Genomic DNA, 13,735 nt, shown 5'->3' with positions numbered 1-13,735 from the left:
CAGTCATGATGCCCCCAACTACTGCGGCAACACACAGTCCCGCCCCCTTCACCATCGGTATTGAAGCCGCCGCTTACGAACTGCCCGGCGAACGCCAGGACCTCCATGACTGGGCTCAGCAGCACAAGTTGCCCGCCGAGCGCCTGGAGATGATCCGCAATGCGGGTTGCCGTTACTTCCATGTGGCACCGGACATCGACGAGGTCGAGCTGGCCAAGCGCGCAGTCGCTCGCCTGCAAGACGAGCAAGGCTTTAAAGGCAGCGACATCGGGGCGGTGATTCACGTGCATACCGGGCTGTTCAGCGTACCGCCAGCGCCACGCAGCCTGCCGCTGGAAGTGGCCACGGCATTCGGCATAAACCCTGTATGGGCCGGGTCAATCGCACAGCTCAATTGCTCCTCGATCAGCGTCGCCATTCAGATGGCCCAGGCGCTGATGAAAGTGCACAGCCAATTGCACGCGGTGCTGATCGTCTCGTCCGACCGCGTCTTCATTGAGCGTTACCGAGTGTTGCAGGCGAGCATTTTAAGTGATGGCGCAGGGTGTTTGCTGGTGACCCGTAACAGCCGCCGTAACCGGGTTGGCGCGACGGCCGTGCGCAATTATGGCAGTTGGTATCTGGGCTCCGTGACCAACAACGCGGTGAAGCAGGCCATGTTCAATCTGGAGTGGCACTACACCCGCAAAGTCATGATGGAAGCCGTGGCCGACTGTGGCGTGGCGCTCCGCGATTTCACCTGCATTTTGCCTTACAACTCCAACCACTCTGGATGGAACGCCTTCTGTAACGCCATGGCGATTCCCGCCACCACGCTCTTTACCGACAACATCCTGACCAAAGGTCACTCCTTTGGCTCGGACCTGGCGATCAACCTGGCCGACAGGGGCTTGAGCAAGGTCGATGCCGGGGCACATCTGATGAACATCACGGAATCGGACAACGGTTCCTTTTCGGCCTTGACCCTTCATCCGGTGAATTGACATGACCACCACTCACGCCTCCCCGCCGGTCCGGGACGACGCAGCAGCAGCGACCGATCAATGGCTGCTGAGTCTTAAAACGCCGTGCTATGTGCTGGACCCTACTGTCGTAATGGCCCGTTACGCGGATTTACGCGAGCGGTTGGGTACGCCGTTGATTGTGTCGCTCAAGGCCAACCCCAACCTGGATCTGTTGATCCGTTGCGGCCACGCGTTCATCGACGGTGTGGAGCTGGCCAGCCTGGGCGAACTCGATATTGTGGCGGGCCGCATCAACGCCCCCAAATACGTGAATAATCCGTCCATGGATGAAGATTTCATGCGCGCGGCCCTGGCTTCACGCTGCACGTTCATTATCGACAGCCTGGAGCAGGCGCAGCGACTGATTCGCGTCATCGGTAAACAGGCCGCACCGCATACGGTATTACGCTTGAACGCGGGCCAGTTGGTCAGTTCGGGCAAACACCCGGCGGACCATTTCGGCATGAGCCGCCACGACGCCTTGCTGACGACGACGGCATTAACCCAAGCCAACGTGCCCGTCGTCGGCCTCCATACGTTTGCGGGCTCCAACAGTTTTCACATCGATGACAAGGGTGCCGATGCTGCCGCCCTGGCCCACGCGCTTGCGGCCTTTGCGCCGCAAGTCGCACGCCTGACCGGCATGCCGGTTGAGTTTCTTAACGTCGGTGGCGGTTTCTCCGAGCACTTCCCTAGCCAGGCGCAGACGTTTGACGCGTATCGCCAGCGTATTGCCCCGCTGCAAAAAGACTTCAAGGTCGTCCATGAATCCGGGCGCGGCGTCTTCGCCGGCGCAGGCACTTTCGTGACCCGCGTGCGCTCAGTCAAAGCGTTGGGTGAGCGCTACGTTGCCGTCTGCGACGGTGGCCTGAGCCATAACTTCTTGCTGGCCAAAACTGAATCCATGTTGAAGCACTACGCGCAGCCGCGTCTGCTGCGGCGCCAGCCGGCGCCGGTAGATGCGCCCCCGTTGCCGATCCAGTTCGTGGGCAGCACCTGCAGCCGCGCCGACGTGATCGGCTGGAGCCATGACGCGTCGGCGCCGCCAAGCGTGGGCGATCTGGTGATCTTCGAGAACTGCGGCGCCTACAACCAGACGTACAGCGTCAGCGCCTTTCTCTCGCAGAGCCCCGCACACACCTATATCCACCAATCCTAGGGACGTCACCATGACCGCCCACATCAGTTTGTACGACCTGTTGAAAGACAGCGCCCACCACCATGGCGACCGCCGTGCGTTCGCGCAGGGCGCTAAGATGGCGACTTATTCCGAACTGCTGCAAGACGTGCGCCTGACGACAAAGAGGCTGGCCGATAGCGGCGTGCAAGCGGGCGAACGCGTTGCGGTGTATGCGGGCAAGCAGTACGAAACCGTGGTCATGTTCCTGGCGATCAATGCCCGGGGGGCGATCCTGGTGCCCATCAATCCGCAGCTCAAAGAGCAACAGGTGCGCCATATCCTGCTGGACAGCGGTGCGCGCTTGCTCGTCAGCACGGGCCCACGCCTCAGACGCATCGAGGCGATGGTCAAGGACATCGAAATCGATGCCTGGCCGCTGGAAAGACTGCAACCCGATCACCCGGACACGCCGACCGATGCCGCGCTTGCTGACGCACACAGCGCCGTCACTGACAGTGACCCTGCGGCCATTTTGTATACCTCCGGCTCAACCGGACGGCCAAAAGGTGTGGTGCTGTCGCAGCGTAACCTGGTGTCTGGCGCCCACAGCGTCGCTCACTATCTGGGCTTGCGGGCCGATGACGTGATCCTGGGCATATTGCCGCTGAGCTTCGATGCCGGGCTCAGCCAACTGACCACGGCGCTGGCCAGCGCAGCGTGCTACGCGCCGCTGGATTTTCTGCAAGCGAGCGAAGTACCGACGTTCTGCGAAGCCCATGGCGTCACGGTGATTACCGGCGTGCCGCCCCTCTGGATGCAACTGGCCTCAGTACAGTGGCCGCAGCCTACCGGTGCACGCCTTCGCTGCTTTGCCAATACCGGCGGGCATATGCCACCGCCTTTGCTGGAAAAACTCAAAAGCGCATTCCCCCATGCGCTGCCCTACCTGATGTACGGCTTGACCGAGGCTTTCCGCTCGACCTACCTGGCACCGGAAGCAGCCGCCACGCGGCCCGACTCCATCGGCAAGGCGGTGCCCAACGCCGATATCCGCGTGATGCGCCCGGACGGCACCGAATGTGCGGCTGGAGAGCACGGCGAATTGGTGCACCGCGGGGCATTCGTCACGCTCGGGTACTGGAATGATCCCGAGCTGACCGCTCAGCGCTTTCGTCCCTGGCCACGCCCGGACCCGCAGATTTCACGCACCGAAACAGCGGTCTGGTCGGGCGATATCGTCTACCGCGACAACGACGGCTTTCTGTATTTCGTTGCGCGCAGCGACGACATGATCAAGACCTCCGGCTATCGCGTCAGCCCCACCGAAGTCGAAGAAGTCCTGTTTGCCGTGGATGACGTTGCCGAGGCGGCAGCGTTTGGTGTGCCGCATCCGCAACAGGGCGAAGCCATCATCATCAGCCTGTTCGCCCACCCGCACATTCAGACCACCGCCCAGGCATTGATCAAGCTGTGCAGGGAAAAACTGCCGACCTACATGGTGCCGTTGCATGTGTCCTTCCATGACTCGCCTTTACCGCGCAACCCGAACGGCAAGATCGACCGAAAGCAGTTGAAGCAGCAGTTTTCCGAGTTTTTCTCTACCTCACTTACGGTCACGGAATAGCACCATGCTTCGAATTCGCGCTATCGCTTCTCACGCTCCCGACACGACCCCGTTCCAGGCGGTGCAAGCCCGGGAAAAAAACATCGGCTATGGCCATTTGTTGTACAAGTCAGCGGTCTTTTCCATGCCGCGCGGCAAGGGCAGGATAGACGCCGAAGAAACGCTGCGGCTGCTTCCCACGGCGAGCATCGAACTGCCGGTAGCGCCTCCTGCGCAAAGCGGCGCCGACCTGGCGCTGGAGGCCGTCGCGCTGTTGCGTGAACAGATTCCGGCAGACACGCTGGCACAGGTGACCCACATTGTGGTGACCAACAGCGCCCTCAACCAGCGCATCAATGAATCGGTCGCAGGCCGTATCCAGCATGCACTGGGTTTGCCCAAAGCCTTGCCTTTCGCCATCGGCCAAGCGGGGACGGCGGGGGTATTCAGCGCTCTGAGCATGATCGAAGCGCTGGTCAGTCTTGGCGGCAAGGTGCTGTTGGTGGCCTCCGACAAGTGGCTTTACCCCTTCTTTCGCGCCTGGGGTGACCTGGTGGTGTACGGCGACGGCGCAGCGGCCATCTTGCTCGATGGCGACGATGAGGCTGGGCCAGGCTGGGGGTCGATCCGCGCCTCGGCGGTGCACTATGGCGCAGCCATCGACAACCCTTGGGGGCTGACGCCCGCCGCCCTGGCTGAACGCCTGCATCCGCTGGCGGTGAGCGCCGCGCAAACGGCGATCGAGCGGGCGGGCCTGAACGCCAGCGACATCGATTGGGTGCTGCCGGCCGGGTTCGGCGACAGCTTCACCTTGGGCGTCAGCCGCGAACTGGGCATTGCGCAAGACCGGCATTTCGAATTCGGTGCCCGGCCTCATCACTCGAGCGCGGCGCCCTTGCTGTCGCTCCTGCGCCTGCGTGCCAGCCTCCCCCCCGGTAAAACAGCCACCGTCTTGCTGTGGGATGCAGCCTTGTGCGGCACCGCCGGGGCCATTGTGGCCGAGATCCAGGCTGGCGCCTGACCCCAGATCACACCGCTTATTAATCAGGAAAACCTATGTCTGCTTATAAAGTCAGCCTGCGTGAGCTTCGCTTTTTTTTGTGGGAACTGCATAAAACCGACCAGACTTTTCTCGCTCGGGCGCCGTTCAACGACAAGAACCGTGCCTACTACGATGCCTTGCTGGAGCGCGCCAGAGCGTTCGCTTATGAGCTGGGCAAAGCCTATCAAGCCTCTGACCGGCAGGAGTGCCGCTTGCTGGAAAACGGCACAGTCGAAATCCCCAAAGAGTTCCACGGGCTTTGGCAACGCTATAAGGATGAGTGGATTCAGGTACTGGGCAACGACAGCGAATCACAGCAACCGGCTTTGCCACCGCTGATTCGGCAAGCCATCCAGGAAATGTTCATGGGCGCCAATCCGGCGTTCATGACCTACGGCGGCTTCAATTTTCCGGCCATCAAACTGTTGAAGCTGCACGGTACCGCAGCGCAAAAAGCAACGTACCTGCGCAAGCTTCAGCACTACGACTGGGACGCGTGCTTCTGCGCCACCGAGCAGCAGGCGGGCAGCGACCTGACGGCTGTCACCACCGTCGCAAAACCCCTTGAAAACGGCGAATACGCCGTCAGCGGCGAAAAGGTCTATATCTCGGCGGGCATGCATACGCTGACCGAAAACACCGTTTATTTTGTCTTGGGCCGCATTAATACCACCACCTCGACTTCTTACTCGCTGTCCTGCCTGCTGGTGCCGCGCTTCTGGCCTAACCCGGAAACGGGAGAGCTGGAAGACAACCATGTCGAGTGCACGTCCTTGCTGCGCAAAATGGGCTTGAAGGGCTGCGCCAATACCCAACTGGTGTTTGGTCGAAGCGGCACCACCCGCGCTGTCCTGCTGGGCGATCGCAAGAATGCCGGGTTGCTGCAACTGGTGCCCTTGATGAACCAGGCGCGCATGAGCACGGCGATTATCGGCCTGGGCCTGGCTTCCAGCGCTTATCTGCACTCAGCCGATTTCGCCGGTAAACGGCTGCAAGGACGAGCCATCAGTCGCACGTCCGATGCCAGCGCCCCTGCTGTGCCCATCATCGAACACGCCGACGTACAGCGCATGCTGCTGGAGATGAAAGCTCGGGTAGAGGGCTGCCGTGGGCTGCTCGGCAAATTGACCGGCGCATCGACCCAGGCGTTTGCCCTGGAGGCCGAGCCGATACAGGACGAAGCCCAAGTCGAAAAATTCCGCAAACTGGTGCTGCTGTTCACGCCGATCTGCAAAGCATTCGTCTCGGACCAGGCCTGGAAAATCTGCGAGCTGGCGATCCAGGTGCATGGCGGCATCGGCTACACCGATGCTTACCCTGTGGAGCAAAATGCCCGCGACGTGAAAATCCTGTCGATCTGGGAAGGGACCAATTACATCCAGTCCCAGGACCTGGTGCGCGACAAGCTGGGTTTTGGCAGGAACTCACGCCTGATCAAGTTTCTGCGCGAAGAGCTGGATGCCTTCTTGAACAGCACACTGGGGGCCGGTACTGAGCTGCAAGGCCAATTCCCGCTGCTGGAAAACGCCATGGTCGCCATTGAGCAGGCGCTCTCATGGATCAATGAGCACGTGCGTGCCGGTCGCACACACGAAACCAGCCAGTTTTATACCCGTTTCCTGGAAATGCTCGGCCTCACCGCCAGCGCCTGGGTCTTGCTGGAGTCGGCCTGCCTGGCAGAGCGTCAGTTGCGCCAGCCACAGAGCGCCGAAGAAGCGGCTTTTTACCGTGGCAAGGTCAAGACCGCCCAGTATTTTTTCGCCAACATCCTGCCGACCGTGACGCAACACGCCCACGCCATAGAAAACCTGCTGGTCGCCCATGGCAGCATTACGCTGGATGAGTTGGTCCAGGCCGACACGCCCACACCCGCACCGGCGCAGAGCCTGTTTGGCGGACCGCGCACCTTGTATCGCGGCACCAATATCGACGGCGCCACACTGGAGCCCAATGAAGGCCTGTGGGTTAGAGGTCGCAACCTCAATGACCTGATCGGCATCGTCGACTTCCCCACGGCGCTTTGGCTGGCATGGTTTGGCAACCTGCCGTCCACGACGCAGAGCCAGGCCATTGACGCCGTATTGGTCCGCATTGCCAGCCATTTGTCGCAGGAGCCCGCCTACCGGCGTGGCATCGAAGCCGTGGCCGCCAGCGGTGCCGGCATCGTTCAGGCAGCCGCCTGCGGCCTGCTCGGCGATTTGGCAACGCTGGAAAACATCGCCCTGATTGAAGCGAGCGCGCGCGGTTTGCCCACGCATGCGGACTTTATCCAGGGCCTGGTCAGCATTGCCTCGACACCGCACTTTCTCCACGCGGCGCTCGGTTATGCCGCCCACGGCGCCGCACCGACCCAACACGCCGAGGCCGTGCTGGCTGCCATGGGCGCGACCCGCATCGACGCCCCGTCCATTCGTGTCATCGATGCCCTGCTGGTGGCCTGGCACGCCGGGTTCGGCTACATCACGCCAACGGTGCTGGTACCCCGTACCGCCATCGGCACCGGTGTCAGCATTGCCCAAGCCGTGGCGGCCGGGTTCATGGCCAGCGGACCTAACCATGTCGGCGCAGCCGAAGAAGCGATGACCTGGCTCAAGACCATCAGTGCGCAAGCCAGCCCTGCGGACATACGCCAGGCGGTCGACCACGCGCTGGACCAGCCCGGCAACCTGTTGTTTGGTTTCGGCCATCCGCTATTCGTGCAGGACCCACGGCCACCGCACCTCAGAGCCCTGTTTGCAGAATGGGGATTTGGGGGGCGCTACCTGGAGGTTTTCGACGTCGTGTGTGCCCACGTCCTGAAGCGTAAAGGCCTGCGTCCGAACATTGATTTCATCACCGCCGCAGCCCTGCTCGATCTGGGCGTGACGCAAGCCCGCTGGGGTGTCGGCCTGGGGCTTTGTGGCCGGGTGACGGCCATGGTCGCGCATGCCATCGAGCGGCGTGATCGCCCTGCTTTCGGGGTCGGCAGCAAAGCCGCCCGCACGTTATTGGCCACCGTTCCAGTGGGGTGGCTGTAAGACAGCCAGACGCACACCGCCCTTGCTATGCCTACGCCGAAACCTCTTTTAACGCCCTCTACTGCTGGAGCTTAAAAATGTTATTGAAAAACCTGCGCCCTGCCGACGAATACGACCGTTTTGCCTCGCAAGCACTGGAACCCTGGGACGTGATGTTTGTTACCCGCATCCGCCAGATTGCCCGCGACCTGCCGCCCGGCGCCCTGGTCGATATCGGCACGGCCACCGTCGTGGTGCCGGTACGGCTGGCGGCAGACCCTGTATTGAAAGGCTGGCATTTCATCGGCCTGGATCTGGACGAAACCATGCTCGAGGGTGGCCGTCCGCGCATCGAAGCGCTAGGCCTGAGCGACACCATCGAACTCAAGGTGGGCGACGCCCTGGACCTGCCCTTCGCGGACAACAGCCTGACCATGGCGGTCAGCCGCGCCACCTTGCATCACTTGCCGGACAAGGTGAAAAGCCTGACCGAGATGTACCGCGTACTGCAGCCCGGCGGCGTCGGTCTGGTGCACGACATGCGCCGCGATGTCGCCCCGGAGTTGCTGGAAAAATTCACTCAAATGCGCGCGTCGGTGGGTTATCCACCGACCCATGTCGAAGAAAAAGTCACCCTGCAAGAAGCGCGCGAGCTGGTTATCGAGGCGGGCCTGGAGCATTGCACGGTGGTGACCAGCCCCCGTTCAGGGATGGGCGCACTGGGTTTCGAAATCCTCATTAAAAAGCCTTTGTTGGTTTGATACGCAACTCGCCGAGGACAAAGCTATGGATCAACGTACAGATCGGGTTGAGCACTTTCAGGCAATGCTGGGCAGCTCGCAGGTGCAGTGTGGGTTCCTGTCACACGGGCCCATGCCGCTGGTCATAACGCCTGTGGACAACACGCTAAGCGATGACAGCGAAGCGTTTGCGGCGTGGTATCGCCAGCATCGGGCAGTCTTTGACAGCCTGCTGCTGGAATTCGGCTGTCTGTTGTTCCGTGGTTTTGCATTGCGCGAAATCGCGGACTTCCAGGTGATTGCGCAAAACTACCCTGAGCACGCATTCGGTTATATCGGCGGCGCCACGCCACGCAAGAACATCGAGGGCAGAGTCTACGAATCGACCCGTATCCCGCCCACTCTGAAAATTGGCCTGCATCAGGAAAAGGCCTACATGGCGCACTACCCACTGAAACTCGCCTTCTTTTGCAAACAGCCCTCGGTAGAAGGCGGCGAAACCATTCTGTGTGACATGCGTGCCGTTACCCGCCGCTTGCCAGTGCCATTGGTCGAACGCCTCAGCGCCGCGCGCATTCAGTATGTGCGCAACTTCCGTGCCCCCAGCACGCCCGAGAATGAACCGCGCAACACCCATATGCGCGAATACCACCGGCCTTGGGATGAGGCGTTTCTGACCGATGATCCGCAGCGGGTGGAACAGCTGTGCCGCGAGACACACCTCGATTACCAGTGGCTCGAAGACGGCAGCATCACGGTGTCGCATACCGGTGACGCCGTCTTGAAACATCCGCTGACGGGCGAATCCATCTGGTTCAACCAACTCTCGACCCAACACAACAATGCCCGCTCCCTTGGCAAGCCGGGTTACGCCTACATTCAGCACGCTTATCAAGACAAACCGGCCCGTCCTTACGATGTGCGGCTGGGCGACGGTACGCCGATCCCGGAGGCTGACATCGCGCCGATCTACGACGCGCTGGAGGCGCAGGAGATCGCTTTTCCTTGGCGCAGCGGTGACCTGCTGTTGATCGATAACATTGCTGTCGCCCATGGCCGCAATCCTTTCAAAGGCCAACGCGATGTCCAAGTCGCGTTGTTCGATTGACCATGAACAGTCCAATCCTGCTGACAGACGACAAACACGGGCTGCCTGAACCTGCCGTGCACCGTGAGGTGCAGTTGGCACCCACGCCCACTTATGCGATGGAAGCCAAACTGATCCGGGTCAGCGCTGGCAGTTTCCGCTTCGAGGTCCGCGATCTGCATTTTCGAAGCGGTCGGCATACCGCCATCATCGGCCCCAATGGCGCCGGCAAGACCACCCTGATCGAAGCCTTGCTCGGGTTCCGTCAGGCGCATCTGGAAGGGGCGCAGATTCTGGGGGTGGCGGCGGCGCGTTTTCTGCAAAGCACCCGGCACCGCCAGCGACTGGGGGTGCAATTGCAGCGGGTCGAGTATGAAGACTCGTCGAATGTGCGGGAGATCCTCGATTTGCATCTGGCCTTGTACGGCAAGCAAGACCCGCAGGTGGCGCAGGCTCTGGATATCGAAGCGCTGCGCAAACTGCCTTATCGGGCACTGTCACGCGGCCAGAAACAGCGGCTCGACTTGTTCGTGTCGCTGGCCCACCACCCGGAACTTGCAGTCCTTGACGAGCCATTTACCGGGCTTGACCGCGCGTACATAGAGCGCGTCGCACACCTGCTGCGCTACGACCTGGCTGGCCTGACGATCATCATGATTTGCCACTCGGTAGAAGAGCTGGATGCCGCCAGCGACGTGGTGTGGGTGTGCAACGGCGGGGTTGAGTATCGAGGCGATAAAGAATCACTGAAGAACCGCCTGGTCGGCGCCTTTCATGCCTGTTTGCAGTTGGACGATGTTGATCAAGTCAACGCCATCTATCACCAGCTGGAGCGTGAAAGCGCGACGCTGCGGTTGTCAAGGCCATCACCCAATGAAATCAGCGTGTACGGCACGCAGGAACTGGAGCCGTTGATACGCCGCCTGATCGGCAACGTTGCGTTCCAGCACTGTGAGTTCGGCCCCACCCACTACCGCGATATGTTGCACCTCTGCGCCCAAGGAGAACTGGATGCTTAGCGTACTGGCGATATTGACGCGCAACGAACTGCTGGGTTTTTTTCGCAGCAAGTCGGCGCTGTTCTGGGCCCTGGCCTTTCCCATCCTGCTGCTGACCGTAATGCTGATGGCTTTCGGTCATCGAGGCTCACTCGGTACGGTCAAGGTCGAGTTTGTGGAGGCAGGCGTCCAGGCCAGCTCAAACACCAGTTGCCAGTTTGCGATCCAGCAGGCGTTTGCGGGCGGTGATCCTGTAAAGGCTGACTTCGCAACCGTCAGCAACACTGCCGCCATCGCAGCAGACACGGTGCGCATTGTATTCCCGGCAGGCGATGGCCCGTTGCAGGTGCAATACGACTTCAACGGCCAGCTCGCGGTACGCGCCGCCGCACGCGTGATCGAGATTGCGGCGGTCAGGTGTTCGGCGGCCCAGCGCGGCATTGTGTCGGCAGACCTGGTGCATTTCGAAGACACGGCCTCCGGTGCCAAGCCCTTCGACTACGGCCAGTTTTTTACCACCGGCATTTTGGTCATCTGTTTGATGTCACTCGGCATCATGTCCACCGCCTTGTCGATTGCCAGCTTGCGTGAACACAACGCGCTCAAGATCTACGCCTGCTTTCCCGTGCCGAAGCTGGTTTTTCTGGCCTCTATCCTCGTGTCGCGGGTGGTCATGATGCTGATTTCGGTGGGCTCCTTGCTGCTGGTGGCGCGCTTTGGATACGGCATCGACCTCTCGTTGTGGAGTGTGCAGACCTTGCGCGCGTTGCCGGTGATTGTGCTGGGCGGCGTCATGTTGCTGTGCCTCGGCACCCTGCTGGCCAGTCGTACCGCCTCGATAAAAGAAACCGAATTGCTGTGCCATCTGATCCATTACCCGGCCCTGTTCTTCGGCAACCTGACCATCCCGTTGAACGATGCGCCCGCCTGGATCAAAAACATGCTCTCGGTGATTCCAATCAACCAGTTTGTCTCGGTACTGCGCCAAGTGATGCTCGACGGCGCGTCCCTGCCTTCGCTGTGGCTGCCCTTGTTGACCCTGGCAGGCTGGACCGCTTTGTTCCTCTCTGCCGCGACCTTCATGTTCCGCTGGCACAAAAGTTAAGCCCCGCCCCGGGCATTTCATTGCATCTCTATTCAAGGAAACCAGCATGTCTATCAGCAAGCTAGGCCGTGCCTATTTGTCGAATGCCAGCGCATTCATTCCGGTCATTGTGTTCCTTTTGTATGGTCGTTTTGGCCCAGGCGAGGCAGGCGTGCGCTGGGATACCGCGTATGTGGTCAGCGGCATTCTGAGCATTGCGCACGTGTGGTGGCTGTTCAAGTACCGCCCAGGTCACTGGATCGCGCTGGGCGTCGACTTGTACCTGATGATTGGCGCCCTGCTGGCATGGGTCTCTACTGCGGCGTTGCAAGTGTGGGGGCAGGAGCTGGGAGCGGCCCCCGTGCTGGCGTGCGTCTTGGTGATTGGCTTGGGCGCCACCCGGCTTTCGCCACTCGGTTTTATCGGCGAAGCCAGCAGCGATCATGGGTTGATTAGAAAACTCTCGGTGATGCTGCTGATTGCCGCTGCCATCGCCGTCGCGGTGTCATTGGCTTTTCGCCATAACACGCTGCTGGGAGGCGTATTGCCCATCGTCGCGCTGGTGCTCACACGCAGCCAGTTGCTCAAGCGCGTGGTTGCGACGCCATGAGCGACCTGGAACTTGCATCGGGACTCCACGCGTTCCTGACCGAAGTCGCCGACGTGCTGGGGCAGGCGTCACTGCTGACCGGGGCGGCCTGTGCACCTTATGAAATCGACGTCGCGCAGTGCCGGGGCAAGGCGGCGGCGGTCGTGCTCCCGCGTGATACTCACGCGGTCAGCGCGCTGATGCGCATCGCGGTGCGCCATCGTATACGGCTGGTCGCCCAAGGTAACCGCAGCGGGTTGGTGGGCGGCGCCGTCACCGACAACTCCGGCACGCAAGTCATCGTGTCCCTTTCGCGCTTACGCCGAGTGCGCGAGATTGATCCCTTGAACCGCACGGTCATTGTTGACGCTGGTGTGCTCTTGTCTGAGTTGAATCGCCAACTGGAGCCCCATTCGCTGTGCTTCCCTATCGATGTCGGCAGCGATCCGGCGATAGGCGGACTGATCGGCGCCAATGCCGGCGGTAGCCGCTTGCTCAAGCATGGCGACGTGCGCCATAACCTGCTCGGCATCGAGGTAGTGCTGGCCGACGGCGACGGCACCGTGGTGCAGTTGCTCGCGCCGTTGCGCAAGAACAATACCGGGCTCGACCTCAAGCAGATGTTTGTCGGCACCGGCGGCGCCTTCGGGATCATTACGGCGGCGACTCTTGAGCTCAAACGCCTCGACCAGTCGACACAGAGCATGTTTGTTGCCTTGCCTGACCATGGGACAGCGCTAGAGGTGCTGCAGGCCTTCGAACGTCAATTTGGCGACCTGCTGTGTGCGTTCGAAGTGATATCCGAGGCGGCGCTCGCCATTACGTTGCGCAACTTCCCCACCCTGCGCCACCCGTTCAGCCAATCGTCGGCAAGCTGTTATGCCCTGATTGAGATCGCCAGCAGCATGCCTGGCTTGCACACAGTTTTTGCGCAACGAACCGAACAGGTGCTGGAAGCGCTGTATGAAAGCGGCCGGGTTCTCGACGCTGTTCTGGGGAACCCCAGCAGCTTTTGGACACTGCGAGACAACCTGCCTTTGGCCATCGCCAAGGAAGGTATCCCGCTCTCGTTCGACGTGGCGTTTTCGCGCTCACAATTAGTGGCTTTCAGAGATCAGGCTGCGCAGTGGCTAGCGCAGGAACACCCGCTGCTGCAGCTTTACGATTTCGGCCATTTTGCCGACGGCGGCTGCCATTTGATTGTGCTTATCCCGCACGCGCACATCGCCCAGTACGGCATCGCCAAGATCGTCGCTGTGCGCAGCGGCATTTATAAACGGGTGTCCGAAAACGGCGGCTGCTTCAGTGCAGAGCATGGTGTCGGGCCAATGAATGCCGCTTATTACAGCAAGTACACGACGCCTGAGGTGCAGCACATCAGCAGGGCCATGCAGCAGTTGATGGACCCGCAGGCTGTGCTGGGCCGCTACCGCTATACCTAGAACGAACCGCCTGCGCAGTTCATTTCAACG

At 61.0% G+C, this 13,735-nt stretch carries 11 protein-coding genes; all 11 read left to right on the top strand.

Annotation, left to right across the window (positions count from 1 at the left end):
• Positions 1-5: 5 nt before the first annotated feature.
• The 11 genes from GHO32_RS05895 to GHO32_RS05845 all read left to right on the top strand — a co-directional run bounded on the left by GHO32_RS05895 (position 6) and on the right by GHO32_RS05845 (position 13,705).
• On the top strand, positions 6-983 hold the full coding sequence (locus GHO32_RS05895) for a hypothetical protein (RefSeq protein ID WP_218577043.1): 978 nt from the start codon (positions 6-8) through the stop codon (positions 981-983).
• 1 nt (position 984) lies between these two features.
• Positions 985-2,163, top strand: a complete 1,179-nt coding sequence (locus GHO32_RS05890; RefSeq protein ID WP_153336422.1) for a PLP-dependent decarboxylase — start codon at positions 985-987, stop codon at positions 2,161-2,163.
• 10 nt (positions 2,164-2,173) lie between these two features.
• Positions 2,174-3,748 carry an acyl-CoA ligase (AMP-forming), exosortase A system-associated gene (locus GHO32_RS05885; RefSeq protein ID WP_153336421.1) on the top strand — a complete coding sequence of 525 codons (1,575 nt, stop codon included), beginning with the start codon at positions 2,174-2,176 and terminating at the stop codon, positions 3,746-3,748.
• 4 nt (positions 3,749-3,752) lie between these two features.
• Positions 3,753-4,748 (top strand): hypothetical protein, encoded by a 996-nt coding sequence (locus GHO32_RS05880; protein ID WP_153337996.1) that lies wholly within the window; start codon positions 3,753-3,755, stop codon positions 4,746-4,748.
• A 35-nt stretch (positions 4,749-4,783) separates the two neighbouring features.
• The gene (locus GHO32_RS26625; protein WP_218576911.1) at positions 4,784-7,786 is read left to right on the top strand and encodes a citrate/2-methylcitrate synthase; all 3,003 of its coding nucleotides are present in this window, start codon (positions 4,784-4,786) and stop codon (positions 7,784-7,786) included.
• Between the two features lie 77 nt (positions 7,787-7,863).
• Positions 7,864-8,526 carry a class I SAM-dependent methyltransferase gene (locus GHO32_RS05870; protein ID WP_153335211.1) on the top strand — a complete coding sequence of 221 codons (663 nt, stop codon included), beginning with the start codon at positions 7,864-7,866 and terminating at the stop codon, positions 8,524-8,526.
• Between the two features lie 25 nt (positions 8,527-8,551).
• Entirely contained in the window at positions 8,552-9,613 is a 1,062-nt protein-coding gene (locus GHO32_RS05865) for a TauD/TfdA family dioxygenase (protein ID WP_153335212.1), read from the top strand.
• Positions 9,614-9,615: 2 nt separating this feature from the next.
• Positions 9,616-10,611, top strand: a complete 996-nt coding sequence (locus GHO32_RS05860) for an ATP-binding cassette domain-containing protein (RefSeq protein ID WP_153335213.1) — start codon at positions 9,616-9,618, stop codon at positions 10,609-10,611.
• Entirely contained in the window at positions 10,604-11,695 is a 1,092-nt protein-coding gene (locus GHO32_RS05855) for an ABC transporter permease (protein ID WP_153335214.1), read from the top strand. The genes GHO32_RS05860 and GHO32_RS05855 overlap by 8 nt, the downstream gene beginning before the upstream one ends.
• Before the next feature lie 46 nt (positions 11,696-11,741).
• Entirely contained in the window at positions 11,742-12,284 is a 543-nt protein-coding gene (locus tag GHO32_RS05850) for a permease (RefSeq protein WP_153335215.1), read from the top strand.
• Positions 12,281-13,705, top strand: a complete 1,425-nt coding sequence (locus GHO32_RS05845) for an FAD-binding oxidoreductase (protein ID WP_153335216.1) — start codon at positions 12,281-12,283, stop codon at positions 13,703-13,705. The genes GHO32_RS05850 and GHO32_RS05845 overlap by 4 nt, the downstream gene beginning before the upstream one ends.
• Positions 13,706-13,735: the final 30 nt, after the last annotated feature.

It is taken from the genome of Pseudomonas sp. FSL R10-2189 (assembly GCF_009600325.1).
In the GTDB taxonomy this organism is placed as follows: Bacteria; Pseudomonadota; Gammaproteobacteria; order Pseudomonadales; family Pseudomonadaceae; genus Aquipseudomonas; species Aquipseudomonas helleri.
The sequence above is the reverse complement of the archived record's forward strand: the minus strand, read 5'-3'. Positions and strand labels throughout refer to the sequence as shown.